General features: G+C 71.8%; 23 protein-coding genes. 8 read left to right on the top strand and 15 right to left on the bottom strand.

What is annotated here, in order from left to right; all coding sequences use genetic code 11:
- The first annotated feature begins 70 nt into the window (after positions 1 to 70).
- The 3 genes from QRX60_RS37340 to QRX60_RS37330 are packed head-to-tail and all read left to right on the top strand — an operon-like array spanning position 71 to position 2,560.
- Entirely contained in the window at positions 71 to 376 is a 306-nt protein-coding gene (locus tag QRX60_RS37340) for a DUF6403 family protein (RefSeq protein WP_285996159.1), read from the top strand.
- Entirely contained in the window at positions 369 to 1,694 is a 1,326-nt protein-coding gene (locus QRX60_RS37335) for a hypothetical protein (protein WP_285996158.1), read from the top strand. The genes QRX60_RS37340 and QRX60_RS37335 overlap by 8 nt, the downstream gene beginning before the upstream one ends.
- Positions 1,691 to 2,560 (top strand): hypothetical protein, encoded by an 870-nt coding sequence (locus QRX60_RS37330; protein WP_285996157.1) that lies wholly within the window; start codon positions 1,691 to 1,693, stop codon positions 2,558 to 2,560. Before QRX60_RS37335 ends, QRX60_RS37330 begins: the two co-directional genes overlap by 4 nt.
- Here QRX60_RS37330 and QRX60_RS37325 read toward each other — a convergent pair.
- Both QRX60_RS37325 and QRX60_RS37320 read right to left on the bottom strand, forming a co-directional pair.
- On the bottom strand, positions 2,548 to 4,770 hold the full coding sequence (locus tag QRX60_RS37325) for a glycoside hydrolase family 15 protein (RefSeq protein WP_285996156.1): 2,223 nt from the start codon (positions 4,768 to 4,770) through the stop codon (positions 2,548 to 2,550). The genes QRX60_RS37330 and QRX60_RS37325 overlap by 13 nt on opposite strands.
- A 242-nt stretch (positions 4,771 to 5,012) precedes the next feature.
- The gene (locus tag QRX60_RS37320; protein ID WP_285996155.1) at positions 5,013 to 5,708 is read right to left on the bottom strand and encodes a TetR/AcrR family transcriptional regulator; all 696 of its coding nucleotides are present in this window, start codon (positions 5,706 to 5,708) and stop codon (positions 5,013 to 5,015) included.
- An 86-nt stretch (positions 5,709 to 5,794) separates the two neighbouring features.
- Between QRX60_RS37320 and QRX60_RS37315 the strand changes: the two genes are divergently transcribed.
- On the top strand, positions 5,795 to 5,938 hold the full coding sequence (locus QRX60_RS37315) for a hypothetical protein (RefSeq protein ID WP_332845793.1): 144 nt from the start codon (positions 5,795 to 5,797) through the stop codon (positions 5,936 to 5,938).
- A gap of 39 nt (positions 5,939 to 5,977) precedes the next feature.
- Here the strand turns inward: QRX60_RS37315 and QRX60_RS37310 are convergent, their stop codons facing one another.
- The 10 genes from QRX60_RS37310 to QRX60_RS37265 form a co-directional block, all read right to left on the bottom strand.
- The gene (locus QRX60_RS37310) at positions 5,978 to 7,072 is read right to left on the bottom strand and encodes a glycerate kinase (RefSeq protein ID WP_285996154.1); all 1,095 of its coding nucleotides are present in this window, start codon (positions 7,070 to 7,072) and stop codon (positions 5,978 to 5,980) included.
- Positions 7,069 to 7,446 (bottom strand): allophanate hydrolase-related protein, encoded by a 378-nt coding sequence (locus QRX60_RS37305; protein WP_285996153.1) that lies wholly within the window; start codon positions 7,444 to 7,446, stop codon positions 7,069 to 7,071. The genes QRX60_RS37310 and QRX60_RS37305 overlap by 4 nt, the downstream gene beginning before the upstream one ends.
- 8 nt (positions 7,447 to 7,454) lie before the next feature.
- On the bottom strand, positions 7,455 to 8,906 hold the full coding sequence (locus tag QRX60_RS37300; RefSeq protein WP_285996152.1) for an NCS2 family permease: 1,452 nt from the start codon (positions 8,904 to 8,906) through the stop codon (positions 7,455 to 7,457).
- Positions 8,907 to 9,015: 109 nt separating this feature from the next.
- Positions 9,016 to 9,498, bottom strand: a complete 483-nt coding sequence (locus QRX60_RS37295; RefSeq protein WP_285996151.1) for a nucleoside deaminase — start codon at positions 9,496 to 9,498, stop codon at positions 9,016 to 9,018.
- Between the two features lies 1 nt (position 9,499).
- Positions 9,500 to 11,791, bottom strand: a complete 2,292-nt coding sequence (pucD, locus tag QRX60_RS37290) for a xanthine dehydrogenase subunit D (protein WP_285996150.1) — start codon at positions 11,789 to 11,791, stop codon at positions 9,500 to 9,502.
- Complete coding sequence (locus tag QRX60_RS37285; protein WP_285996149.1) at positions 11,788 to 12,258, bottom strand: (2Fe-2S)-binding protein; 471 nt, start codon at positions 12,256 to 12,258, stop codon at positions 11,788 to 11,790. Before QRX60_RS37285 ends, pucD begins: the two co-directional genes overlap by 4 nt.
- The gene (locus QRX60_RS37280) at positions 12,249 to 13,127 is read right to left on the bottom strand and encodes an FAD binding domain-containing protein (protein ID WP_285996148.1); all 879 of its coding nucleotides are present in this window, start codon (positions 13,125 to 13,127) and stop codon (positions 12,249 to 12,251) included. Before QRX60_RS37280 ends, QRX60_RS37285 begins: the two co-directional genes overlap by 10 nt.
- Positions 13,128 to 13,368: 241 nt before the next feature.
- A complete protein-coding gene (gcl, locus tag QRX60_RS37275) occupies positions 13,369 to 15,057 on the bottom strand; it encodes a glyoxylate carboligase (protein ID WP_285996147.1) in 1,689 nt (562 codons plus the stop codon).
- A gap of 1 nt (position 15,058) precedes the next feature.
- Positions 15,059 to 15,946: a 2-hydroxy-3-oxopropionate reductase gene (locus QRX60_RS37270; RefSeq protein ID WP_285996146.1), complete on the bottom strand. Its 888-nt coding sequence runs from the start codon at positions 15,944 to 15,946 to the stop codon at positions 15,059 to 15,061.
- The gene (locus QRX60_RS37265; RefSeq protein ID WP_285996145.1) at positions 15,943 to 16,755 is read right to left on the bottom strand and encodes a hydroxypyruvate isomerase family protein; all 813 of its coding nucleotides are present in this window, start codon (positions 16,753 to 16,755) and stop codon (positions 15,943 to 15,945) included. Before QRX60_RS37265 ends, QRX60_RS37270 begins: the two co-directional genes overlap by 4 nt.
- A 231-nt stretch (positions 16,756 to 16,986) precedes the next feature.
- Here QRX60_RS37265 and QRX60_RS37260 point away from each other — a divergent pair, with 231 nt between their 5' ends.
- From QRX60_RS37260 to QRX60_RS37245, 4 genes are read left to right on the top strand one after another with little or no spacing between them, the layout of a single operon-like run.
- Positions 16,987 to 17,910: an ABC transporter ATP-binding protein gene (locus tag QRX60_RS37260; RefSeq protein ID WP_285996144.1), complete on the top strand. Its 924-nt coding sequence runs from the start codon at positions 16,987 to 16,989 to the stop codon at positions 17,908 to 17,910.
- Positions 17,907 to 18,698 carry an ABC transporter permease subunit gene (locus tag QRX60_RS37255; protein WP_285996143.1) on the top strand — a complete coding sequence of 264 codons (792 nt, stop codon included), beginning with the start codon at positions 17,907 to 17,909 and terminating at the stop codon, positions 18,696 to 18,698. The genes QRX60_RS37260 and QRX60_RS37255 overlap by 4 nt, the downstream gene beginning before the upstream one ends.
- A gap of 41 nt (positions 18,699 to 18,739) precedes the next feature.
- Positions 18,740 to 19,933, top strand: coding sequence for a sensor histidine kinase (locus tag QRX60_RS37250; protein WP_285996142.1), 1,194 nt, complete (start codon positions 18,740 to 18,742; stop codon positions 19,931 to 19,933).
- Entirely contained in the window at positions 19,930 to 20,598 is a 669-nt protein-coding gene (locus QRX60_RS37245; RefSeq protein ID WP_285996141.1) for a response regulator, read from the top strand. Before QRX60_RS37250 ends, QRX60_RS37245 begins: the two co-directional genes overlap by 4 nt.
- Before the next feature lie 174 nt (positions 20,599 to 20,772).
- Here QRX60_RS37245 and QRX60_RS37240 read toward each other — a convergent pair whose 3' ends face one another.
- The 3 genes from QRX60_RS37240 to QRX60_RS37230 are packed head-to-tail and all read right to left on the bottom strand — an operon-like array spanning position 20,773 to position 25,297.
- Positions 20,773 to 21,633 carry a 2Fe-2S iron-sulfur cluster-binding protein gene (locus tag QRX60_RS37240; protein ID WP_285996140.1) on the bottom strand — a complete coding sequence of 287 codons (861 nt, stop codon included), beginning with the start codon at positions 21,631 to 21,633 and terminating at the stop codon, positions 20,773 to 20,775.
- Positions 21,630 to 23,375 (bottom strand): NAD(P)H-dependent oxidoreductase subunit E, encoded by a 1,746-nt coding sequence (locus QRX60_RS37235; protein WP_285996139.1) that lies wholly within the window; start codon positions 23,373 to 23,375, stop codon positions 21,630 to 21,632. Before QRX60_RS37235 ends, QRX60_RS37240 begins: the two co-directional genes overlap by 4 nt.
- Positions 23,376 to 23,377: 2 nt before the next feature.
- Entirely contained in the window at positions 23,378 to 25,297 is a 1,920-nt protein-coding gene (locus QRX60_RS37230) for a molybdopterin oxidoreductase family protein (protein ID WP_285996138.1), read from the bottom strand.
- Positions 25,298 to 25,300 lie beyond the last annotated feature (3 nt).

Genomic DNA, 25,300 nt, shown 5'->3' with positions numbered 1-25,300 from the left:
GCAACGTTGTCACACTCGCGGATCTCGATCGCGAGAATGACCTTCTCGCCGAAGATCGAAGGTGGCCGGGATGACATGGGTGGTCTGGGTGATCGCCGCGGTGGTGATCGCCGTCGGCGGGTTCGGGGTTGTCGCCGTGCCCTGGTGGCGGGGCCGCGAACTGCGCCGGCGGACCGCCTGGTCGGCCGCGCGGGCGGCGATCGAGAACGCCGCCGTGAGCCGCGACGCCGCGGCCGCTCCCCAGCCGGAAGCCGAGCAGTTGCTGACCCGGGCAGAGACCATCGCGGCAGCGCACGGAGGTGCGCGGGCGGCCCAGGCGGCCGAGGAGCACGCGCGCCGCGCCGACGCGATCTGGCGGGCGGCCGCCCGTGGCTGACCGGATTCGCTGGGTCCTGCTCGCCGCGGCCGTCGCCGTGCTGGTGACGTTCCTCCTCGTGCAGAAGCAGAGCATCGACGTCAGCTACGGCCAGGCGCCGGCCGCGAAGGACCCGATCCCCGAAGGGTCGGCCGGCGAGCTGAGCGGCGCGACCGTGCCATCGGCCGAGCAGCTGACGGCGCTGGTCGAGGCCACGCCCGTCGTACGGCTGCCGGGCTCGATCGCGACCTGGGACGACCAGGCCGTGAAAGCCGCGGCCGGCGGCACCGGCTACCGGATCCTCGTCGCGCCGCCCGGGCTGAAGAAGGCGGACGGCGACCGGGTGCACGACGTCGACGCCGCGACCGTCCGCGTGGTCGGTACCGAGGTCAGCGGCGGGATCCTGCAGGCCTCGGCCGACCGCGCGAGCGAGTGGATCCACCAGTTCGCCACCGGCGACGTCACCGAGTCGCTGACCACCCTGATCGCCCACCTGAACCACCGGCCCGAACCGCCGGACCAGGCCGCGATCGCCCGGCGCGACCCGACTGCGGCGGAGCTGGCCGCCGCCACCACGGCGCTTCGCGGCACCGGGCGGTTCATCGCGCCGGGAGCGACGCTGCCGGACGCGCCCGCGACGACGGCCGCGTTCCCCGGCGCCCGGCCGTTGTACGTCGCGCTGCCGCAGCAACCGGCCGACCGGCCGCTCGTCCGCTTCGGACCGGCACTGGCGAAGGAGTTCCCCGGCCGGCCGATCGTGGCGATGTACGGCCAGTGGGTCGAATACGACGGCCCGTCGGCCGCCGCCTTCTCCGACGTCGTGACGGCGAGCTTCTACGGCCAGTTCGCGGACCGGCTCAGCACGTACGCCTATCCGCAGCGCAAGGTCCTGGGCGCCTGGCTCGACCGCGTCACGGCCATCCGCTACGCCGGGCTGTTCGACCGCCCGCTCCCCTACACCCCGTTCGACCCGCTCCGGGTCGCGCTGCCCGCGCTGCCGTGGCTGTTCGCCGCCTGCGCGGTCGGGTTCCTCGTCCTCTCGGGCCGCCGGGTGGTACGACCGGACCGGCCGGCCGGGATCGGCGTGCCGGCACGGCTGGCCGTCCTGACCGCGCTCGCCGTCGAGATCTCCGGCCTGACCGACGGCGCGTCCGCCGCGGCGCTCGCGCGCGGGATCACGCAGCTGACGGCGGCCCGGGAAGCGTTCGACGAGAACCTGCCGGACAAGCACGTGCACGGCCTGCTCGACGCGGCACAGTCCGATTTGGACACCACGGCCGAGCTGCTGGGCCGCGCCGACTACCGGCCGGCGGAGTTCCTGCGCGGGAGGCTCGCGTGAAACGCTTCTTCGGCAGCGCGTTCGGCGTCGCGGTGCTCGGCTGCCTGGTACTGGCTGCCTGGGCGGTGTGGTCGGCCGGGGTGTTCGACGGCCCGGTCGCCCGGCAGCTGCGGACGGCGTCGGTGTACGCCGCGCCCGGGGTCACGATCGACCAGGCCGCCGCGGAACGCGTGATCGGCAACCGGCGTCTCGTCGTCGCGTTCCTGGCACCGGGCGCCGACCTGAGCGACGCGTGCGACAGCGTGTCCGGCGCGGCCGACGGCACCCTGGCGCTGATGCTGAGCCGTGACGGCGACGACTTCGAGAAGTACGGCTGTTCCCAGCTGCCCGGCAAGGACGACGAGAACTTCGGCAAGGCGTTCGTCGCGGAGTCGATGATCGGCAACGGCATCGACGCCTTCACCGACCGCCCGGTGGAGGCGCTGAAGGTCGCGGTCGTCAACTACGACCTGCTGGTGCGGTCCGGGGCGATCCCCGACGGCGGCCGCACGGTCAGCCCGTCGCTGCCGCGGTACCTCGTCGCGGCGGCCGCGGCCGGCGCGGTCGTCCTCGGCGCCGCCGCGCTGTACCTGGCTTCGCGCCGGGCCGCCCGGTCGGCCCTGGACCGTCGCGAACGTCGTGACGCCGCGGCGGACGCGCGGACCGAGCTGGCCGCGGCCGCCGCCGTGCTGGCCCAGGAGATCATCGACCTGGACCGGCGCTACGCGCGTGACAAGGGCAAGAGCAAGTTCGCGCGCGGCTACCGGCGGCTGGTGTCGGACTACGCGACCCTGCTGCCGGACCTCGACCGGGAGACCCCGAAGCTCCGGGCCCGGGTCGAGGAGCTGCTGACCCGGGCCCGGAAGCTGGGTGCTCAGGTGCCGTAGCGGGACTTCACGATCGACGGCGTGTCGAGGTTGTGGCCCGCGTCCATGCTCTGCGCGAGCCGCAGGTACTGGCCCTCGGCCCACATCAGCGGCCCCGCGCTGCCCGTCGGGCGGCCCAGGCCGAAGCACCCGACGTCGGCGCGGTCCCAGACCTGTTCGGGCACGAAGTACCCGTCGTTGGCCGAGTCCGCCATGGACTTCAGGTAGACCGCCGCCGACCGGCCGTTGGCCAGCTCGTACTGGCCGCGCTCCCCCGACAGCACCGGCCACAGCCGCCCGAACCGCTGGGTGCCGCCCGCGGGCCAGCCGTTGCAGGTCGAGGTGCTCTCGCCGTAGTTGTCGTGCGGGTAGCGGTGGAAGTAGACGTCGCCGTTGGGCAGCGTCACCTGCATCGCCGAGTTGCCGTCGGACGCCGCCGCGGTCGGCGCGACCGAGCTCGCGATCGTCGTGTCGCCGGCCGGGCGGATGCCGAGCCGCACCAGGTCGAGGAAGCCGAAGTCGGTGACGTCGTGTTCGTAGAAGCAGCCTTCGTCGAAACAGATCGTCGCACCGTCGTTGGGGTTCCCGGCGCGGTCGAGCCGTTCGTAGTAGGTGTGCCCGCCCCAGTAGCCGGACGTGGTCACGGTCCAGCCGGCCAGGGAGTTGCGCCACGAGTCCGCGGTGGACTCCCACGAGGTCGCGCTCGCGGTGTCGCCGTTGGCCCGCGCGATCGCGCCCGCCGCGATGAGGCCGGCGATCTCGGCGGCCACCGACGACGGCGACTTCCCGTACTGCTCCTCCCACCGCTCGGTGGTGTCCGGGCCGGTCGCGACGATGTGGTTCGCCGTCGTCTTGACCTTGGCGTAGGTCGAGGCGTCGGTGAGGCCGGTCAGCCAGGCCAGCAGGATCGCGTCGGCGTCCTGGTCGAGCTGTTCGCAGCAGCCGAGCTGCTGAGCACTTGCCCCGGAGACGCCGGAAACCGGGCTGTAGCGCGGGAACGAGCCCGCCGGGTACGTCGTGCCGTCGCCCGCGGTCGGGCTGCCGATCCACTGGGAGTTCCAGAGGAACTGCGCCATCCGCTTGGCCTGCGCGGTATCGCCGGCGGCGAGCAGGCCGGTCGCCTGCTGGTAGAGGTCACGGCCCCAGACGCGGTGGTAGCCGTCGTTGAGCTGGTCGCCGTTGGTGAAGTTGCCCCACGGTGTCGCCAGGCCCGCGACGCTCGCGCCCGGGTGCTGCTTGTCCTCGGCGGTCTTGAGCGCCATCGCGGCGACGTAGTAGGCGCGACGTCGTTGCGTGTCCCCGGAGACGCTGGCCGGAGCGGGTTTCAGGCTGCCCACATAGGAGTTCCAGCCGGACCGGTAGGACGTCGCGACCGCGGAGAACCCGCTGCTCAGCGATCCGCTCGCGGCGGACGTGGCGGCGGCCGCCGTGCCGCCGTAGCCGAGTGCGACGGTGAAGGTCGTGTCGGTGCCGACCGGGATCTGTCCACACTGGACGACGTTGCCGGTGCCGGAGATGGTGTCGAACTGGTTGTTCAGGGTCTTGTCGGCGCGCAGGTCCACCAGGCAGTCGCTGGCCGCGCCGCTGTAGCCGTTGTCGTGCGCGGTGAAGCCGGTCGAGACGCGCAGCGCGGAGACGACCGTGGTGGCCGCGCCGCCGAACAGCGTCTCGGTGCCGCTGGCCAGCAGGCCGCTGCCGTCCCACCACGCGTTGTCGTTGGCGCCGCCGCCGGCCATGGACGGGTTGGCCAGGAGGTAGAGCCGGTAGCTGCCGCCGTCGAGGGACTGGAACCGCGTGTTCCGCACGAGCGTCGAGCGGGCCGGGTCGGTGACGTAGTCGGTGGTGATCCGGTACTTCCCGCTCTTGGCGGTGTTGGTGACGGTGTACTGCAGGGCCTTCTCGTCGGGCATGGTGACGACGTGGTTCGTGGCGTCCCGTTCCAGGTCCACGAAACTGCTGCCGTCGGTGACGACGAACTGCATGTCCTGCATGTTCGCGACGTCGGCCCGGGGGTAGAAGACCTCCGAGGTGACGCCGTCGGCGACGGTGAACCACACCGGGCTGCTCGTGGTCGTCGAGGTCCCGAGAGCGGACTTGTTGCCGGTGGCCCAGGAGGCGCCACCGCCGCAGCAGTCGGTCGCGGTGCCGCTCGCCAGTGCCGTGCCGGGCAGCGCACCGGCCAGCAGAACTATCGCTCCTGCGCAGGCCAGGACCGCTTTCCACCTGATCATCGAGACCCTCCGACGGCGTTGTCGTCAATATGTTGTGAGCGGCAACATATTGAGCCTCAGGACGATGACAAGCAATGTCCGATCGATCTGAACCGATCCAGCCCTCCGCCGGACGGCCGAGCCGGGTCTCAGCGCGGGCCCGCATGCCGTGAATGACTCATTCATGGCGTCGGAGGACGTGAATGGGGCATTCACGTCCTCCCGGCCACGCCCTCCCACGGCAAAGCGGGGGGCCGACCGGATCAGGCGTCGGCGATGCGGTCCAGCCACTCCGCGAGCAGCACGCGCTCGGCCTCGGTCAGCACCGCCGCACCGTCGAGACCCGCCCGCAGCGCGATCGCGTGCTCCGGCAGGCCGGACCCGGCCGGCTCCTCGGTGCCGGTGAGGATCCGGCTCAGCACCGTCTCCCGAGCCGTCGCCGACAGTTCCGGGTCGCGCTCCTCCTCCGGCGTCGCGATCAGCGTCAGCACCACACCCATGCCCGTCGCGTGCACCAGCCGCGCCGCGCGTTCGACGCTCACGCGGAGACGGCCCGCCGCCGCGACACCTTCGACGATGCTCCGCAGCATCGTCTCCGCCTCGCGGGCGGCCGGCGAGGTGCGGCCCGGCCGCGCGTCGCCGTACATGAGCACGTAGAACTCCGGGCGCGCCAGCCCGAACTCGACGTGCAGATCCCAGCCCCGGCGGAGGTCCTCGACCGCGTCCCCCGTCGAGCCCAGGGCGCGTTTGCTCGCCAGGTACTCGTCGAACCCGTACGCGGCGACCGCGTCGAGCAGGCCGTCCTTGTCGCCGAAGAGCCGGTACAGCGCGGGCGGCTGAACGCCCGCCGCGGCGCTCACCGCGCGGGTCGAGAGGCCGTCGCGCCCCTCCGCAACCAGCAGCGCGGCTGCCGCCTCGAGGATCCGCTCGCGGGTGTCCACCGCCGTCTTCGTCACCATGGTTCCAATGATAACAAATCCTCAGTAGCACCCGTTCGGTATCGATGATACGTTGTGTCTGGTATCAACGGAAACAGAAGACCTCCATGCGCACCCGCACCCTCGGCCGGACCGGTCCGGCCGTCAGCGCCCTCGGCCTCGGCCTGATGGGCATGTCCGACCTGTACGGCCCGGCCGACGAGACCGAGTCGGCAGCTGGACCACCTGGACAGCGAGAAGTAAGTCCGTGAATGGCACATCGAGAGACTTGAAGTCCCTCGATGTGCCATTCACGGCTTGAGGTGGTCGACCGCGATGCGGTGGGCGAGGCGGCGCAGCAGCGGCGCCGCCTCCGCCATGCAGCGGGCCGGGTCCGGTTCCAGGTCCGTCAAGGCATACGCGGCCGAGATGCCTGCCTCGGCCAGTTCCGAAGACGACAGCCGACAACGCCCCGACACCGCGACGCACGGGATGCCTTTCGCCGCCGCGGCCCGGGCCACCCCGGCCGGGGCCTTGCCGGACAACGTCTGCCGGTCCAGGGAGCCCTCGCCGGTCACGACCAGCGAAGCTCCGGCCAGGGCCGCGTCGAAGCCGAGCAGGTCGAGCAGCAGCTCGATGCCGGGGCGCGTCCGGGCACCGAGCACGGCCATCGCGGCGAAGCCCACTCCCCCGGCGGCGCCGGCCCCCGGCCACTCGGAGAACTCCGGCCCGGCGACCGACGCCCAGTGCCGCAACGCCGCGTCCAGCGTCTCCACGTCGTCAGGGGACGCTCCTTTCTGCGGACCGTAGACAGCAGCGGCCCCGCGCGGACCGCAGAGCGGATTGTCCACATCGCTCGCCAGCTCGATGTCCACTTTAGACAGTCCAGAGAGGTCCAGCGACGCGAGCCGGGAAAGAGCCGCACCACCCGGGGGAAGCTCACGCCCCGCACGGTCGAGGAGTCGGGCGCCCAGCGCGGCCAGCATGCCCGCGCCGCCGTCGGTGCAGGCGCTGCCGCCGACCCCGAGCACGATCCGGCGGCACCCCGCCCGGACGGCCGCGGCGATGACGTCGCCGGTGCCGGCGCTGGTCGCGGTGAGCGGCGCCGGTGCCCCGGGCAGCCGGTGCAGCCCGGACGCCTCCGCCAGCTCGACGACGGCGGTGTCCCCGCGGACCGCGTAGCACGCCGTCACCGGCACGCCGGTCGGCCCGCGCGCCGGGACCCGCACGCGCCGGTACCCCGCGGCGACGGCGGCGTCGACCGTGCCGTCGCCGCCGTCGGCCACCGGGAGGGCCTGCGCCACGACACCCGGGTGGACGTCGGCGAGGCCGGTGGCCACCGCCGACGCCACCTCGGCCGCGGTCAGCGACCCCTTGAACTTGTCCGGCGCGACGAGGACCCTCACGCGCTCGCCTTGAACGCCCGCCAGTCGCCGACCTCCGTTATGTCCCGCAGGGCGACGTGCGAGGTGTAGGGCCGCCGCAGCAGCATGGCGAACGCCGAGCTGCCGTCGGCCAGCTCCACGACGCCGAGCTCCAGCTCGTGCGGTTCGGCCGGCAGCACCCTGTCCCGCAGGTCGTCCAGCGAGACGTCGTAGACCTCGCCGGTGACCGCCGCGCCGCCGTGCGACACCGGGTAGAGCGCCGGGCACTGCTCGCCGACGGCGTAGAACCGGTACTTCGGCGCGGTCTCCGCCGTCGCGACGAACGGCGACCCGTCGAGCAGGTGGTGCAGCGGTTCGCCGCGCATGGCGCCGCCGTTGAAGAACATCAAGGCCACGGTAACTCCTAACGGAAGAGGGCTTCGACGCCGTCGACGGCGAAGTACACCGCGAACACCAGCGCCAGCAGGGAAAGCAGCCAGCCGGCCTCGCGCCACTTGCCGCGGCCGATCTTGATCAGCACGAAGGCGATCAGGCCGGCGCCGACGCCGTTGGTGATCGAGTAGGTGAACGGGATCAACGCGGCGGTCAGGAACACCGGGATGGTGTAGTCCGGGTCGTGCCACGGGATGTTCCGGCACTGCGCGACCATCATGCCGCCGATGACCACCAGCGCGGGTGCCGCCGCCTGGGCGGGGACGACGCCGGCGAGGGGCGTGAACAGCAGCGTCCCGGCGAACAGCAGCCCGGTGACCACGCTCGCGAGACCCGTCCGGGCGCCTTCGCCGACGCCGGCCGCGGACTCCAGGAACACCGTGTTCGGCGACGAGCCGGTGACCCCGCCCGCGATCGCGCCCGCGCCGTCGACCAGCAGGATCCGGCCCATCCGCGGCACCTTGCCGTTCTTCGACAGCCCGGCTTCGTCGGAGACGCTGGTGATCGTGCCCATCGCGTCGAAGAACCCGGACAGCACCAGCGTGAACAGGAAGACCGTGGCCGCGAGCGCACCCGCCGAGGCGAAGCCGCCGAAGAGGTCGATGTGGCCGAAGAGCCCGAAGTCGGGTGCCGCGACGACGTGGTCGGGCAGGGCCGGGGTGGTGAGGCCCCAGCCGCCGACGCCGAACCCCTCGTGCAGCACGACCGCGAGCACGGTGGCCACCCCGATGCTGATCAGCACCGCGCCCGGGACCTTGCGGGCCATCAGCACGATCATCAGCAGCAGACCGAAGCAGAAGACGACGATCGGCCAGCCGTGCAGGTGCCCGTTCGCCCCGAGGCGCACCGGGACCGTGGTCTGCGCCGAGTCCGGCATCCGGGTCACGAAGCCGGCGCTGACCAGCCCGACCAGGGCGATGTAGAGCCCGATCCCGACGGTGATCGCGGTCTTGAGCGGCCGCGGGATGGCGTTCATTATCCGCTCGCGGACGCCGCTGACGGCCATCAGCACGATGCACACGCCTTCGAGGACGACCAGGCCGAACGCTTGCGCCCAGGTCATCGACGGGGCCATCTGGAAGGCGACGATGCCGTTGATGCCGAGCCCGGCGGCCAGCGCGAGGGGCGCGTTGCCGACGAGTCCCATGAGGACGGTCATCACGGCCGCGGCCAGCGCGGTCGCCGTGGTCACCTGGGCGGCGGAGAGCCGGGCGCCGGTGATGTCGGCGGAGGCGCCGAGGATGAGCGGGTTGAGCAGCACGATGTAGGCCATCGCGACGAACGTCGTGACGCCGCCGCGGACTTCGCGGCCGATGGTGCTCTGCCGGGCGCGCAGCTCGAACAGCTTCTCGAGCAGGGATCGGCGGTGCGGTGGTCCGGGTACTTCGTCGACTACCGGTGCGGTGATTTCGGTCTGGGTCATGCGTCCTGCCCTTGCCGGTGGGTGTGCTCGGCCAGGCCAAGGCACAGCGCCGTGCCTGGGCGAGCGGGACGTTCGATTCGGTTGTGCTCCGGTCAGCTGGCCTTGTGGGTCAGTAGTCGGTGCGGTCGGCCTTGTCGAGCCAAGCCGCGAAGGGGGCGAAACCGTCCTTTGCGGACAGTCGCGTGACGGGGACCGTCCAGGTGTCGCGCGGGCGGTCGAAGAGTTCGTAGAAGGCACGGTCGTCGAAGCCGGCCTTGGCCGCGTCGTCGCGGTCGGCGGCGAAGAGGACCTTGTCGACGCGCGCCCACAGCGCCGAGGACAGGCACATCGGGCACGGCTCGCAACTGGAAACGAGTACGCAGCCGTCCAGCTTGAACGTGCCGAGCGTCTGGCACGCCGCCCGGATCGCGACGACCTCGGCGTGCGCGGTCGGGTCGAGGTTGGCGGTGACGCGGTTGACGCCGGTCGAGACGATCCCGCCGTCCCGCACGATCAGCGCGCCGAAGGGGCCGCCGCCGTTCGCGACGTTCGTCTCCGCGATCCGGACGGCTTCGTCGAGCCATTCCCGCTCGGCGGAAATCGACGTGGTCATCTCAAACTCCTGTGATGTGCTCGGGACGGATCGGGACGCGCGGCAGCTCGAGACCGGTGGCCGCGCGGATGGCGTTGGCGATCGCCGGGGTCGCGGAGATCGTGGGCGGTTCGCCGACGCCGCGCACGCCGTAGGGCGCGTGCGGGTCGGGCCGCTCGAGGACGTCGACACGCATCGGCGGCATGTCGAGGATGGTCGGGATGAGGTAGTCGGTGAACGACGGGTTCCGCACTTTGCCGTCTTTCACCAGGATCTCCTCCATCACGGCGAGGCCGAGGCCCTGGGCCGAGCCGCCCTGGATCTGGGCGACGACGGCGTCGGGGTTCATCGCCTTGCCGACGTCCTGGGCGCAGTCCAGCTGCACGACCTTGACCAGGCCGAGATCGAGGTCGACGTCGACGACCGCGCGGTGGGCCGAGAAGCCGTACTGGACGTGGGCGTCGCCCTGGCCGGTCTCCGGGTCCAGTGGGTAGGTCGGGCGGTGGTGGAACTCGCGGGTCTCCTCGATCGCGGCGTCGCCGAGCAGCTCGGCCAGGTCCGCGACGACTTCGCCGTCGGCCGCGACGACCTTCCCGCCGGTCAGGGACATGCCCTCGGCGGACACCCCGAGCCGCGCGTAGACCGCCTCGGCGACCGCGCGGCAGGCGTTGCGGACCGCGCCGCCGGTGACGTAGGTCTGGCGTGACGCCGAGCTGGAGCCGGCGTCGCCGACGCTCGTGTCGGCCGGGTGCACGCTCACCCGCGTCAGGCCCAGCTCGGTGCGGGCGATCTGCTGCTGCAACGTCACCAGCCCTTGGCCGACCTCGGCCGCCGCGGTGTGCACCATCGCCACCGCCTCGCCGCCGAGCACCTCCAGGCGCACGCGGGCGGTCGAATAGTCGTCGAGGCCCTCGGCGTAGGAGATGTTCTTGATCGTGACGCCGTAGCCGACACCACGCACGACGCCTTCGCCGTGGGTGGTGTTGGACGCGCCGCCGGGCAGCTCGCGGATGTCGCGTTCGCCGGCGGGCTCGGGCGGCAGCGGGAGGTCGCGGACCCGCTGCACCAGCTCCGCGACCGGCGCGGGGAAGTCCACCACCTGGCCGGTGACCACAGTGGACCCTTCGCTCAGCGCGTTGCGGATCCGCAGCTCGGCGGGATCCATGTCGAGCGCGGCGGCGAGCTTGTCCATCTGGGACTCGTAGGCGTAGGTCGGCTGGACCGCGCCGAGACCGCGCATCGCGCCGCAGGTCGGGTTGTTCGTGTAGACGCCCCAGCCCTCGATGTGCGCGTTCGGCACGTCGTAGGGGCCGACGCTGAGTGTGGTGCCGTTGCCGACCACCACCGGGGTCTTCGAGGCGTAGGCGCCGCCGTCGAAGTACATCTTCGCCCGGACGTAAACGAGCTTGCCGTCCTTCGTCGCGCCGTGCTCGTAGTACATCTTGGCCGGGTGGCGGTGGACGTGCCCGAAGAACGACTCGAGGCGGTTGTAGCTCATCTTCACCGGCCGGCCGGTGCGCAGCGCGAGCATGCACGAGTGGATCTGCATGGACAGGTCTTCGCGGCCGCCGAACGCGCCGCCGACGCCGGACAGCGTCAGCCGCACCTTGTCGACGGGCAGGCCGAGGGCCTTCGCCGTCTGGCGCTGGTCGACGTGCAGCCACTGGGTGGCCAGGTAGAGGTCGACGCCGCCGTCCTCGGCCGGGACCGCGAGGCCGGACTCCGGCCCGAGGAACGCCTGGTCCTGCATGCCGATCTCGTAGACGCCGGACACGACGACGTCCGCGGTCGCGGCCGGGTCGCCCTTGACGATCCGCTGGTGGCGGACCAGGTTCCCGCCCGGGTGCAGCTTCGGCAGGGTGGCGTCGTGCGCGGCGCGCTCGGGGTCGGTGATCGGCTCGAGGACGTCGTACTCGACGACGATCTCCTTGAGCGCCTGCCGCGCGATCTCCGGGTGGTCGGCGGCCAGGATGGCGATCGGTTCGCCCTGGTAGCGGACCAGGTCGGCGGCCAGCGCCGGGGTGTCCTGGTACTTGAGGCCGTAGACGTTTTCGCCGGGGACGTCCTCGTGGGTGAGCACCGCGTGCACGCCCGGCTGGGCGAGCGCGCGGGAGACGTCGAGGCGGACGATCCGGGCGTGCGGGTGCGGGCTGCGCAGCGTGGCGCCCCACAGCATGTCCTCGTGCCACAGGTCGGAGGAGTAAGCGAACTCGCCGCGGACCTTGAGCGTGCCGTCCGGGCGCAGCGGGCTTTCGCCGATGCCGCCGGCGATCGTGTCGTGCAGCTCCTGCGGCGAGCGGGCCGGGGCGCTCATCGGACGGCCTTCTTCGCGGCGGCGTCGCGGACGGCGTCGAGGATCTTCTCGTAGCCGGTGCAGCGGCAGAGGTTGCCGGCGAGGGCTTCGCGGATCTCGACGTCGCTGGGGTCCGGGACGCGCTCGATCAGGTCGTGGGCCGCAACCAGCAGGCCGGGCGTGCAGAAGCCGCACTGGACGGCGCCCTGCTCGACGAACGACTCCTGCACCGGATCGAGATCGTCGCCGGAAGCGAGCCCTTCGACCGTGACGACCTCGCGGCCTTCGGCCTGCCCGGCCGCGACCAGGCACGCGCACGCCGGGACGCCGTCGAGGTAGACCGTGCAGGAGCCGCATTCGCCCTGCTCGCAGGCGTTCTTCGAGCCCGGCAGGCCGAGCCGCTCGCGCAGCACGTAGAGCAGGCTTTCGCCTTCCCAGACGTTGTCCGCCCGGCGGGACTCGCCGTTGACGGTGACGTTCACGCGCACTTCGCGCTCCCTCCGAGTTGGGCACAGTATTCGGTCCAGGCCCAGGTCAACGTCCTTCGCGCCATGACCGACAGCGCGTGGCGGCGGTAGGCGGCGCTCCCCCGGACGTCGTCGATCGGCGCGGCCGCCGCCGCGACCAGGTCGCCGAAGCGGCGCTTGACCGAGTCGTTCAGCGCCTTCGGGGCGTCCCAGTCCAGCTCGCCGGCCAGGAACTCCTCGGCTTCGAGAGCCCGCCGAGGTGTGGGCGCGGCCGAGCCGACGCCGGTGCCGACGCGCTTTTCCGACGGGTGCAGCGCCAGCCCGAAGGCGGCGACGGCGATGACCATCGCGTTGCGGGTGCCGATCTTGCTGAACTGCTGCGGCCCGGTGGCCGGGGCCAGCAGGACGGACGTGATCAGCTCGTCCGGCTCCAGGACGTTGCGCTTGACCCCGGTGTAGAAGTCCTTCGCGGCGACGATCCGGGTGCCGCGGACCGAGGCGATCTCGACCTCGGCGTCGGCGGCCAGCAGCGCCGGGTGGGAGTCGCCCGCGGGTGAAGCCGCGCCCAGGTTGCCGCCCACCGAGCCGCGGTTGCGGATCTGCGGGGACCCGACGGTCCGCGCGGCCATCGCCAGGCCGGGCAGCTCGGTGCCCAGTTCGGCGATGATCCGGGTGTAGGGCACGGCCGCGCCGAGCCGGATCCGGCCGCCGTCGGTGCCGTGCTCGTGCAGCTCGGCGACGCGGCCGAGGTCGAGCAGGGCCTCCGGACGGCGGTGGTCGAAGTTGAGCTCGACCATCACGTCCGTGCCGCCGGCGAGGGGGACCGCACCGGGGCTCGCGGCCTTCGCGGCGAGCGCGTCGGCCAGCGTGGCGGGTCGGAGGAATTCCACTGTGGACGTCCTTTCGGGCTGCTTCGTGAAGAAGTACACACGCTGGGGTGTGGCCGCGACCACGGCAAAACCCCTGAAAGACGGGTGAATTTCCGGCCCCGGTTTGTACTTTCCGACAACCGCCTGACCCAGGACGCGGAAAGGCCGCCGCACGAGGTCAGGGTCTCGTACGGCGGCCGTGGTCACGCAGCCCGGTCGTGAGTGGTCAGGGCGGTTCTAACCGCCCTGACCACTCACGACGCTAGGCGGGCTCGAACTCCTTCACGGCGTCGAGGGCGGCGCCCATGGCGGCGTTGCCCTCGCGCTCGATCATGATCTCCACCAGGACCGGGCGGCTGGTCCGCTCGGCCTCCTTGCGGGCCCATTCGAGGGACGTCCGGATCTCGCCGGGCTCGTGCACGCGAGTGCCCGAGCAGCCGTAGGCCTCCATGATCTTCACGTTGTCCGTGCCGTTCGAGTCGTAGTGGATGTCGACCTCGAAGTTCATGTCGTAGCCGGTCTCGGCCTGGCGGATCAGCCCGAGGTACTCGTTGTTGAGCATGATCAGCACGAACCCGACGTCGTACTGGGCGGCCACCGCCAGCTCCTCGACGAGGAACTGGAACGAGTAGTCGCCGACCACACCGACGACTTCGGCTTCCGGGCGCGCCTTCTTGACGCCGATCGCGGCCGGGATCTCCCAGCCGAGCGGACCCGCCTGGCCGCAGACCTGGTAGTGGCGCGGCTTGTGCGCCTTCTGGAACTGGCCCGACCAGATCTGGTAGAGCCCGATCGCGGTGACGAAGTAGGTGTCTTCGCCGAAGGTTTCGTTGATCTCCTTGAAGACCCGCGGCGCCTTGATCGGGAAGGTGTCGAAGTCGTCGCGGCGGGGAAGCGCTTCCTTCAGCTCCGCGATCCGGCCGACCCAGTCGCGGCGCGGCTCCGGCGAGCGCTTCTCCAGCGCCGCCAGCAGCGCGTCGAGGAACTCGCGCGTGTCCGAGACGATCCCGAGGTCCGGCCCGAACACCTTGCCCAGCTGGGTGGGCTCGATGTCGACGTGGATGAACTTCCGGTCACCCCGGTACACCGACAGCTCGCCGGTGTGCCGGTCGCCGAAGCGCGCACCCAGCGCCAGCACCAGGTCGGACTCCAGGAAGGCCGCGTTGGCCCACCGCTGGGACGTCTGGATGCCGGCCATCCCGGCGAACAGCTCGTGGTCCTCGGGGAAGCTGCCCTTGCCCATCAGCGTCACCTGGACCGGGACGTCCAAGCGCTCCGCCGCGGCCCGCAGCTGCTGACTGGCCTCGCCGAGGACGACTCCACCGCCGGCCAGGATCAGCGGTCGCTCAGCGGCCAGGAGCATCTCGAGGGCCCGCTCGACCCGCGCGGACGCGGGCTTCACCGCCGTCACCGGCAGCGGCGAGTCGATCGAGGAGTCCCACTCGATGTCCTGCTTCTGGACGTCGATGGGCAGGTCGATGAGCACCGGGCCCGGGCGGCCGGACCGGGCGATCCGGAAGGCTTCGCGGAAGATCCAGGGCAGCTGCGCGGCCTCCTTGACCTGCACCGCCCACTTCGTCACCGGCTTGGCGATCTCGACGATGTCGACGGCCTGGAAGGCTTCCTGGTGCAGCTTGGTCGTCGCCGCCTGGCCGGTGATGCAGATCATCGGGATCGAGTCCGCGTGCGCGGTGTAGAGCCCGGTGATCATGTTCGTCCCGGCCGGGCCGGACGTGCCGATCGCGACGCCGACGTTGCCGTTCGTCCGGGCCCAGCCGTCGGCCATGTGCGTCGCGCCCTCTTCGTGGCGGACGATCAGGTGCTCGATCGCGCGGCCTTGTAGGGCGTTATACAGCGGGAGGATCGCGGCGCCCGGGCAGCCGAAGACGGTGTCGACGCCTTCGCTTTCCAGGACGTCGACGACCGCTTGCATGGCGGGGATTCTGGGCATGTCACACCTCCGCCGGGACGCGGCCCGACAACTGTTCGACGACCTTCAGCAAGGCCGAGTGGTCCAGGGAGCCGTACCCCATGGCGCGGCCGGCGGCGACGAGCTGGGCGACCAGTCCGGTGAGCGGGAGCGCGACGTCGGCCTGCCGGGCGGCGGCCAGCGCGATCCCCATGTCCTTGTGGTGCAGGTCGATCCGGAACCCGGGGGCGAACTGGCGCTCCACCATGGACTTGCGCTTGAGCTCGAGGATCCGGCTGCCGGCCAGTCCCCCGGCGAGCACGTCGAGCCCGACCGCGGCGTCCACACCGGACGCTTCGAGCAGCACGATCGCCTCGGCGACCAGGCCGTAGATCCCGCCCACGACGAGCTGGTTCGCGGCCTTCACGACCTGTCCGGCGCCGTGCGGGCCGACGTGCACGATGGTCTTGCCGACGGCGTCGAACACCGGCTTCGCGGCCTCGAAGTCGGCCGCTTCCCCACCGACCATGATGGACAGCGATGCCTGCTCGGCGCCGGCCTGCCCGCCCGAGACGGGCGCGTCGAGGACGCGGATCTTCTTGTCCCGCGCGGTGTTCGCCACCTCGATCGACGTCTCGGGCCGGATGGTGCTCATGTCGATCAGGAGCGTGCCCGGCTCGGCGGTGTCGAGGACCCCGCCCGCGGCCAGCACGACCTCCTCGACCTGCGGGTGGTTCGGCAGCATCGTGATCACGACGGCCGCCCCGGCCACCGCGTCGGCGACGCTCGTCGCGGCCCGGCCGCCGGCGGCCGCCAGCTTCTCGCCGGCCGCGGTGTGCACGTCGTAGCCGCTGACGTCGTGCCCGGCCGCGACCAGGTGCGCGGCCATCGGGGCGCCCATCACGCCCAGTCCGATGAATCCCAGTTTCATGCTCGTCCCCTTCGGGTGATCGGCAGCCAGTCCAGCGACGTGACGGTGTCGGGCTCCGGGACGTACTCGATCCCGACGAAGCCGTCGTAACCGGCTTTCTGCAGCTTCGCGAGGTGCCCCTCGATGTCCAGCGAGCCGGTGCCGGGCTGGTGGCGCCCGGGTGCGTCGGCGATCTGCACGTGCCCGATCCGGGAGAGGTACGTCGTCGCCAGTGCGTCCAGGTCGTCGCCGTTGACTGCCAGGTGGTACAGGTCGGCCAGCAGCCGCACGTTGTCGCGCCCGAGGTCGTCGAGCACGGCCACGGCGTCCGCGGCGGTCTTGAGCGGGTAGCGGTCCGCGCCGGAGAGCGGTTCGAGGACCAGCTGCGCGCCGATCTTCGCGGCGGCCTCCGCGGCCGTCGCGAGGTGGACCAGCGCCAGAGCGTCCTGCTTGGCGGGGTCTTCGCCGTCGAGCCGGTTGCCGTAGAGCGCGTTGAAGCTGCGGCAGCCGGTGCGTTCGGCGATGCCGAGGGCGACGACGAGGCTGTCGGCGAACTCGGCCTCGCGGCCGATCCACGACACCAGGCCCCGCTCCCCCGCCGCCATGTCACCGGCGAAGAAGTTCAGCCCGCGCAGCCGGACGCCGTCCAGGCTCTTCACGAAGGCGTCCACCTCGTCGCGCGCGGGGACCGCGGTGTCGAACGGCCACCAGTACTCGACGTCGGTGAACCCGGCCTCCCGCGCGGCGGCCGCGCGCTCGGGCAGCGGTACCTCCTTGAACAGGATCGACAGGTTGACGACGTACGGCAGGGAGTGCCCCTCTTCTGGCATCGCGACCTCAAATTTCGCTATCTGGAATCTTTCTTTCGCATATCGAGAATAGCTGTTCGGCGGCGGGGCAGTCAACGGCTCGCTGCCGGGACACCTCTGCGGCTTCCCGCGTGCGACCTCCGGCGTAGCGCCTACGCCGCGAGTCGCACCCTCCCCGCGTCGGGATCGCCCTCCAGCCGGTCGATCCGGCCGTCGCGCGGGCCTACCTTCGGCCGCGACGAAGGGAGACAGATGATCGAGGCACGTGCGGTGTCCAAGCGGTACGGCGGCCGGACCGCGGTGGACGGGGCGACGTTCACCGTCGTTCCCGGTGCGGTGACCGGGTTCCTCGGCCCGAACGGGGCCGGGAAGTCCACCACGATCCGGATGATCATGGGCCTGGACGCGCCCACGTCGGGCTCGGTGACGGTCAACGGCAAGGCCTACGCCGGTCATGCGGCGCCACTGCGGGAGGTCGGCGCGCTGCTCGAAGCCAAGGCCGTCCACCCGGGCCGGTCGGCCTACCACCACCTGCTGGCACTGGCGCTCACCACCGGGATTCCGCGACGGCGCGTCGAGGAGGTGCTCGACCTGGTCGGCCTGACCGGCGTCGCGCACCAGCGGGCCGGCGGGTTCTCCCTCGGCATGGGACAACGGCTCGGCATGGCCGCGGCCCTGCTCGGCGATCCGGCGACGCTGATCCTCGACGAACCCGTCAACGGCCTCGACCCGCAAGGCATCCGGTGGATCCGCACGCTGCTGCGCCGGCTCGCCGCCGAAGGCCGCACGGTGTTCGTCTCCTCGCACCTGATGAGCGAGATGGCGCTGACGGCCGACCACCTCGTGGTGATCGGGCGGGGCCGGGTCATCGCCGAGACGTCGGTGCGCGACTTCATCAGCCGCGCCTCGGCCGACGTCGTCCGGGTCCGCACTCCGCGGGCCGCCGAACTGCGTGAACTGCTGACCGGGCCCGGGATCGACGTCACCAGCACCGCACCCGGGCTGCTCGAGGTGCACGGCGTCGGCAGCGCCGAGGTCGGCCTGCTCGCCTGCCGCCACGCCATCCCGCTCGAAGAGCTCGCGCCGGTCGAGGCGTCGCTCGAAGAGGCGTTCATGGAGCTCACCGACGACGCGCTGGAGTACCGCGTCCACGAAACCGGAGGACACCCCGCATGACGACCACGACCGGCGTGACCTTCCCGCGCGTCATGGGCTCGGAGTGGGTGAAGTTCCGCTCGCTGCAGTCCACGCCGATCACGATCACCGCGGCCCTCGTCGGCATGATCGGTCTCGGCTGGCTCACCTGCGCGCTCAACGCCGACCGCTGGCCGCAGCTCACCGAGCAGAGCCGGGCGCGCCTGGAACCGACCGCACTGAGCATCCAGGGCTACGTCCTGGTCCAGCTCGCGTTCGGGGTGCTGGGGGTGCTCGTGGTCTCCGGGGAGTACACCACCGGGCAGATCCGCTCCACGTTCTCCGCGGTCCCCACCCGCACGCCGGTGCTGGGCGCGAAGGCGGCCGTGTTCGCGGCGGTCACCTTCGTGGTCGGCGAGGTCGCCGCCTTCGCGGCCTTCCTCGGCGGCCAGGCTTTCCTGTCCTCGCAGGACATCGAGACGAACCTGGCCGTGCCCGGCGTCTTCCGCGCCGTGGCCGGCGTCGGGCTCTACCTCACCGGCGTCGGGCTGCTCGGGGTCGCGCTCGGCTGGCTCGTGCGCCACACCGCCGGCGCGATCGCGGCACTGGTCGCCCTGGTCGTGATCGTGCCGAGCCTGGCCGGCGCGCTCCCGGAGAGCTGGATCCCGCACGTCGTGCCGTACCTGCCCAGCAACGCCGGGCAGGCGCTGATCACGGTGCGGCCCTCGGCGCTCAGCCTCGCGCCGTGGACCGGTTTCGCGTGGTTCTGCGGTTACGTCGTCCTCGCGCTCGCCGCGGCCGCCGTCGTGCTGAAGCGGCGGGATGCCTGAAACCGGTGCCCCCGCGGCGGCCGGGAGGAGATGATGGCCGGGTGACCGACGTACCGATCGACCCCGGGTTCCGCTCCGCGTGGCCGGGCATCGAGCCGCTGCGCGCGTGGGCGCGGCGGCACCCGGTGCCCGCCGACCTGCTGCTGGCGTGCGGCCTCCTCGGCCTGGCGCTCGTCGTCGGCGCGCAGGGCTCGGGCAGCGGGCCCCAGCTGGTCGTGGTCCTGCTCGTGCTGGTCGCGGTGCTGGGGTTCCGGCGGCGGTTCCCGCTGACCGTGCTCGTGGTCACGGCCGCGCTCGGCGTGGTCCAGGACCTGCTCGGACCGCAGTTCCCGCCGACGACCGTCGCCGTGCTGATCGCCGTCTACACCGTCGCCGCCTACCGCGACCGGTACCGCGTCGCGGCGGCGGTGTCGGCGGTCGCCGCGCTCACCGCGGCGGGGATCGGCGAGGACACCGGGTTCGGGACGTTCTTGGCGCGCCTGGTGTTCGGGACCGCGATCGTCACCGCGGCGTTCGCGCTCGGGGTGAACGTGCGGACCCGCCGGGTGTACCTGGCGTCGTTGCACGACCGGGCGGTGCGGGCCGAGCGGGAACGCGACCAGGAGAGCCAGATCGCGGCTGCGCGGGAGCGCGCCCGCATCGCCCGCGAGATGCACGACATCATCGCGCACAACCTCTCGGTGATGATCGCGCTCGCCGACGGCGCCGCGTTCGCCGCCCGCACCAACGGTGCCCAGGCGGAGGCGGCCGCGAAGCACGTCTCGGCGACGGGAAGGCAGGCGCTGGACGAAATGCACCGCCTGCTCACCGTGCTGCGGAGCAACGGCGACGACAGCCCGCGGGCACCACAGCCCGGGATCGCCGCCCTCGACGAGCTGGTCAACCACGTGCGGGCGACCGGGCTGCCCGCGACGTGGACGGTGACCGGCCGCCGGTTCCCGCTGCCGCCGACCGTCGAGCTGGCGGTCTACCGGGTCGCCCAGGAGGCGCTCACCAACGTGCTCAAGCACGCCGTGGCCCCGACGTCGGCGAAGATCCACCTCACCTACGACGAGCCGGCCGTGACTCTCGAGGTGCTCGACGACGGGCGCCCGGCGCCGGCCGCGGTCACCGGCGCCGGGCACGGGCTCAGCGGGATGCGCGAACGCGCGAGCGTCACCGGCGGCGACGTCGAAGCCGGGCCACGGCCCGGTGGCGGCTGGCGGGTGCTGGGGAAGTTCGGGAGCGGCGCGTGATCACCATCCTGCTCGTCGACGACGAACCGTTGCTGCGCCTGGGGTTCCGGCTCGTCCTGGAGTCCCAGCCGGACCTGACGGTGGTCGGCGAGGCCGCCGACGGCGGCGCGGCCGTGGCCCGCACGGCCGAGCTCGACCCCGACGTCGTGCTGATGGACGTCCGGATGCCCGGTGTGGACGGGATCACCGCGACCCGCGAGATCGTGCGCGGCTCGCCCCGCTCGCGGGTGCTCATCCTGACCACGTTCGACGTCGACGAGTACGCCTTTCCCGGGCTGAAGGCCGGGGCGAGCGGGTTCCTGCTGAAGAACGTGCCGCCCGACGACCTGCTCACCGCGATCCGCGCGGTCGCGCGCGGCGACGCCGTGGTGGCTCCCACCGTCACCCGCCGCCTGCTGGACACGGTCGCCGACCGGCTGCCCGATCCCGCCCCGGACGGCGGGCCGCCGACCGCCCGCGGCCTGCACCGGCTCACCGAACGCGAGCTCGAGGTGCTCGAGAAGGTGGCCGCCGGGCTGTCCAACGCGGAGATCGCGGGCGAGCTGGCGCTTTCGGAAGCCACGGTGAAGACGCACGTGGGGCGCATCCTCGGCAAGCTGGAGCTGCGCGACCGGGTCCAAGCCGTGGTCCTCGCCTACGAAACCGGCTTGGTCCGGCCGCGCTGAGCTGGTGTCGCGCAACTGAGGTTCGTCGCTGGTCCGGCGACATGAATGAGTCATTCATGTCGCCGGACGAGGTGAATGACTCATTCACTACATCGCGGCCGGGGCTGCCCAGGCCGGGCTCTCCTGGCGCAGGTTCCCGCCGCACCGAACGGCAACACCTGGCAACGCGCGACACTAGGCCTTCTTCTCGACGTGCTGCCAGCCGAAGCGGCCCTTGATGCAGAGGTTCCCATGCGTCACCGAACTTTCGTGCGGCGAGGTGACCTTCACGATCTCGTTGTCCTGGACGTGCAGCGTCAGGTTGCAGCCGACCCCGCAGAACGTGCACACCGTCGTCGTCGCCGTCTGACGCGAATCGTCCCAGGTGCCGTCCGCGCGCTTGTCATACTCACGCTTGAAGCTCAACGCCCCGGTCGGGCAGACCTCGACGCAGTTGCCGCAGTACACGCAGGCGCTGTCCGGCAACGGGTTCGAGAACTCCGTCGAGATCCGCGCGTCGAAGCCGCGGCCGGCCACGCTGATGGCGAACGAGTTCTGCCACTGGTCGCCGCACGCGTCGACGCACTTGTAGCAGAGGATGCACTTCTCGTAGTCCCGGACGTACAGCTCGTTGTCCACCAGGGCCGGTTGCGCGACGGTCGCGGCGTCCGGGCCGAAGCGGTCCGGATCGGCCCCCGCCTCCGCCATCCACTCCGCGACACCCGGCGTGGTCGACAGGTCCGTCGCCGATGCCAGCAGCTCCAGGACCACCTTGCGGCTGGTCCGCGTCCGCGGGGAGTCCGTGTGCACCACCATGCCCGGCTCGGCCTTGCGCGAGCACGACGGCACCAGCGTCCGAGAGCCCTCGACCTCCACCATGCAGACCCGGCAGGCGTTCGCCGGTTCCAGGGTGTCGCCGTAGCACAGCGTCGGGATCTCCTTGCCCGCCGCCGTGCACGCGTCGAGGATCGTCGAGCCTTCGGGTACGCGGACCGTCGAGCCGTCCACGGTGAACTCCACGAGCCGTCGCGGAATCCCGATGTCCACAATGGTCATTGCAGTGCCCCCAGCCGGTCGATGGCGGATTCGATGGCGTTCCACGCGGTCTGGCCGAGACCGCAGATCGACGAGTCCCGCATCACCTGCCCGACCTCCCGCAGCAGCGGCCGCTCGTCCGAACCGGCCGACAGGACCCGGCGGATCGCCTCCTCCTGCCGCACGGTCCCGATCCGGCACGGGACGCACTGCCCGCACGACTCGTCGCGGAAGAACGACGCGATCCGCAGCAGGAACCCGCCGAGGTCGGCCAGGTCGTCGAGCACCAGCACGACCCCGGACCCCAGCGTCGTCTTCGCCGCCCGCGCGTCCTCCAGGGTCAGCGGCAGGTCGAGCTCGTCGGGCCGGACGAACCCGCCGGCCGCGCCGCCGAGCAGGATCGCCCGCATCTCCCGCCCCTCGGGCACTCCCCCGGCCAAGGAGAGGAGCTCCCGCAGCGTCGTGCCGAAGGGCACCTCGTAGACGCCGGGCCGTTCGACGTTCCCGGACAGGCAGAACAGCTTGGGCCCCGCCGAGGCCTCGGTGCCGATCGCCCGGTACGCGGCCGCGCCCTCGGTGAGGATCAGCGGGACGTTCACCAGCGTCTCGACGTTGTTGACGACGGTCGGCTTGCCGAACAGCCCCTGCTCGACCGGGAACGGCGGCTTCGTGCGGGGTTCGCCGCGGAAGCCTTCGATCGAGTTGAAGATCGCAGTCTCTTCGCCGCAGATGTACGCACCCGCGCCGCGCCGGATCTCGATGTCGAACGAGAACCCCTCGTGGCCCATGACGTCCGCACCGAGGAACCCGCGTTCGCGCGCGACGTCGATCGCATTGCGCAGCAGCCTCAGCGCGCGCGGGTACTCACCGCGCAGGTAGACGTAGCCGTGCCGGGCGCCGATCGCGAACGCGGCGATCGTCATCGACTCGACCAGCGCGAACGGGTCGCCTTCGAGCAGCACCCGGTCCTTGAACGTGCCCGGCTCGCTCTCGTCGGCGTTGCACACCAGGTAGTGCGGGCCGGCGGGCTGGGCGGCCGTGGCCGCCCACTTGCGCCCGGTCGGGAACGCGGCGCCCCCGCGCCCGAGGAGGCCGGCGTCGGTGACCTCGCGGATCACCGCGGCCTCGCCCATGCGCAGGGCGTTGCGCAGCGCCGCGTACCCGCCGGCCGCGCGGTAGTCGTCCAAACTGGACGGATCGACGACGCCCACCCGGCGCAGGAGCCGCAGGCCGTCCCGCTGGTGGATCACCGGCGCGAGGCCGTCCGAAGCGGACGGTTCCCGCCGGGTGGCGAGCACGGCCGACGCACCGGTCGCCGGGGCGAGCAGCTCGGTGGCCGCCGGGTCACCCGCCTGGAAGGTCAGCGCCGCGGGGGCTCGTTCGCAGACGCCGAGGCACGGGCTGCGCTGCCACGTGACCCCGCCCCGCGCCTTCCCCGCGGCGCCGACGTGCTCGGTGAGGACGTCGCACACCGTGTCCGCGCCGTTGACCCGGCAGGCCAGGTCGGTGCACACGTGCACCACCCGCTCCGGCCGCTCCTCCAGCGCGAACAGCGAATAGAAGCTCGCCACGCCGTAGGCATCGGCGGGCGGCACGTGCAGCGTCTCGCAGATGAGGTTGAGCGCGCCCTGGCTGATCCAGCCGACCCGGTCGTTGACCGCGTGCAGGGCGGGCAGCAGCTGGTCGCGCCCGCCCCCGGCGAACCCGGCGACGGCGGCGCGTTCCTCGCGGGTGGCGACGGCGTCGAGGAGCTTGAGGTCCATCGTCAGACTCCCGCGGTCAGCTTCTCGACGCGGATCGCCGCGGCCTTGTACTCGGCGGTCCCGGCGATCGGGCAGGTCGCCTCGATCGTGATGACGTTGACGTCGACCTCGTCCGGGAAGTGGAACGTCATGAAGGCCAGCCCTGGTTTGAGACCGGTGTCGAGCCGGACCGGCGCCACGATTTCGCCCCGCCTGGACGTGATGCGAACGAGGTCGTCGGGTTCGACGCCGAGCGAGCGGGCGTCTTCCGGGCAGAGGTCGAGGGTTTCGCCCTGGCGCAGCGGCGACGGGAACCCGCCGGACTGGACGCCGGTGTTGTACGAGTCGAGCCGTCGCCCGGTGGTCAGCCGGATCGGGAACTCCTCGGTGAGCAGGTCGACCGGCGGGCTGTGCTCGATCACGGTGAACGGCGCCCGGCGGCCGCGCTCGGCCGGGTTTTCGGCCCACAGCCTGCCGTGCAGGAACGTCGGTTCAAGAGTGTCCTCGGAGTAGCACGGCCACTGGATGCCGCCCAGCTCTTCCAAGCGTGCGTAGGACATCCCCGCGTGCATCGGGGACAGCGCGCGCAGCTCGTCCCAGACCTCCTCACCGCCGGTGTAGTGCCAGTCGTGACCGAGCCGGCGGGCCAGTTCCGAGAGCAGCTCGATGTCGTCGCGCGCCCCTTCCGGCGGTTCGAGGGCCTTGCGGACCCGCTGGACGCGGCGTTCGGAGTTGGTGAACGTGCCGTCGCTCTCGCACCAGGCCGCCGAGGCCGGCAGCACGACGTCGGCCAGCTGCGCGGTCTTGGTGAGGAAGATGTCCTGGACGATGAGATGGTCCACGGTGGACAGCCGCTTGATCGTGTGCTCGCAGTCCGCTTCGGACTGGACCGGGTTCTCCCCGATGATGTACACGCAGGTCAGGTCGCCGCGTGCCATCGCGTCGAGCATCTGCGTGAGGTTGAGGCCCTTGTGCGGCGGGATCGACGAGCCCCACGCGGCGTCGAACTTCGCGCGGACGCCCGCGTCGAGGATGTCCTGGAAGCCCGGCATGCGGTCCGGGATGGCACCCATGTCGCCGCCGCCCTGGACGTTGTTCTGCCCGCGCAGCGGGTTCAGCCCGGCGCCGTAGCGGCCGACCTGCCCGGCCAGCAGCGCGAGGTTGATCAGCGAAAGCACGTTGTCGGTGCCGTTGTGGTGCTCGGTGATGCCGAGGGTCCACGACAGCTGCGCGCGGTCGGCCCGGGCGTAGGTGTGGGCGAGCTCCTTGATCAGCTCGGCCGGGACACCGGTGGTCTTCTCGGCGACCTCCAGCGTCCACGGCTCGACCGACGCCGCGAACTCGGCGTAGCCCTCGGTGGCGCGCTCGACGAACGTCGTGTTCGCCAGTCCGGAGTGGATGATCTCGCGCGCGATCGCGTGGGCCAGCGGGATGTCGGTGCCGACGTCCAGCTGCAGCTGCCGGTGCGCCCAGCGCGCGGTGCTGGTCTGCCGCGGGTCGACCACGAAGAGCTTCGCTCCCTTGTGGACCGCCTTGAGCACGTGCTGGAAGAAGATCGGGTGCGCCTCGCGCGGGTTGCCGCCCCAGACGACGATGACGTCGGCGTCCTCGATCTCCTGGTAGGACGACGTCCCGCCGCCGCTGTCGAACACCCGGGCCAGCCCGGCGACGCTCGGCGCGTGACAGGTGCGGTTGCACGAGTCGACGTTGTTCGTGCCGATCACCGCGCGGGTGAACTTCTGCGCGACGAAGTTCATCTCGTTGGTCGCGCGGGCGCACGAGAACATCCCGAACGCCTCGGGGCCCTTGCTCTCGAGGGTGCGGCGGATCCCGGCCGCGGCCCGGTCGAGGGCCTCCTCCCAGGTCGCCGGCCGCAGCACGCCGGAGTCGCGCACCAGCGGCTGGGTGAGCCGGACGTACGGCTCGGTCTTCCTGCGCTTCACGGG

This window comes from Amycolatopsis mongoliensis (assembly GCF_030285665.1).
GTDB classification, from domain to species: Bacteria; Actinomycetota; Actinomycetes; order Mycobacteriales; family Pseudonocardiaceae; genus Amycolatopsis; species Amycolatopsis mongoliensis.
The sequence above is the reverse complement of the archived record's forward strand: the minus strand, read 5'-3'. Positions and strand labels throughout refer to the sequence as shown.

Excerpts from the sequence above, each read along its gene's own strand:
- QRX60_RS37340 (WP_285996159.1), top strand. The coding sequence starts at position 71 with ATGACATGGGTGGTCTGGGTGATCGCCGCGGTGGTGATCGCCGTCGGC.
- QRX60_RS37325 (WP_285996156.1), bottom strand. The coding sequence starts at position 4,770 with ATGATCAGGTGGAAAGCGGTCCTGGCCTGCGCAGGAGCGATAGTTCTG.
- QRX60_RS37320 (WP_285996155.1), bottom strand. The coding sequence starts at position 5,708 with ATGGTGACGAAGACGGCGGTGGACACCCGCGAGCGGATCCTCGAGGCG.
- QRX60_RS37315 (WP_332845793.1), top strand. The coding sequence starts at position 5,795 with ATGCGCACCCGCACCCTCGGCCGGACCGGTCCGGCCGTCAGCGCCCTC.
- QRX60_RS37300 (WP_285996152.1), bottom strand. The coding sequence starts at position 8,906 with ATGACCCAGACCGAAATCACCGCACCGGTAGTCGACGAAGTACCCGGA.
- QRX60_RS37295 (WP_285996151.1), bottom strand. The coding sequence starts at position 9,498 with ATGACCACGTCGATTTCCGCCGAGCGGGAATGGCTCGACGAAGCCGTC.
- pucD (WP_285996150.1), bottom strand. The coding sequence starts at position 11,791 with ATGAGCGCCCCGGCCCGCTCGCCGCAGGAGCTGCACGACACGATCGCC.
- gcl (WP_285996147.1), bottom strand. The coding sequence starts at position 15,057 with ATGCCCAGAATCCCCGCCATGCAAGCGGTCGTCGACGTCCTGGAAAGC.
- QRX60_RS37270 (WP_285996146.1), bottom strand. The coding sequence starts at position 15,946 with ATGAAACTGGGATTCATCGGACTGGGCGTGATGGGCGCCCCGATGGCC.
- QRX60_RS37265 (WP_285996145.1), bottom strand. The coding sequence starts at position 16,755 with ATGCCAGAAGAGGGGCACTCCCTGCCGTACGTCGTCAACCTGTCGATC.
- QRX60_RS37260 (WP_285996144.1), top strand. The coding sequence starts at position 16,987 with ATGATCGAGGCACGTGCGGTGTCCAAGCGGTACGGCGGCCGGACCGCG.
- QRX60_RS37255 (WP_285996143.1), top strand. The coding sequence starts at position 17,907 with ATGACGACCACGACCGGCGTGACCTTCCCGCGCGTCATGGGCTCGGAG.
- QRX60_RS37240 (WP_285996140.1), bottom strand. The coding sequence starts at position 21,633 with ATGACCATTGTGGACATCGGGATTCCGCGACGGCTCGTGGAGTTCACC.
- QRX60_RS37235 (WP_285996139.1), bottom strand. The coding sequence starts at position 23,375 with ATGGACCTCAAGCTCCTCGACGCCGTCGCCACCCGCGAGGAACGCGCC.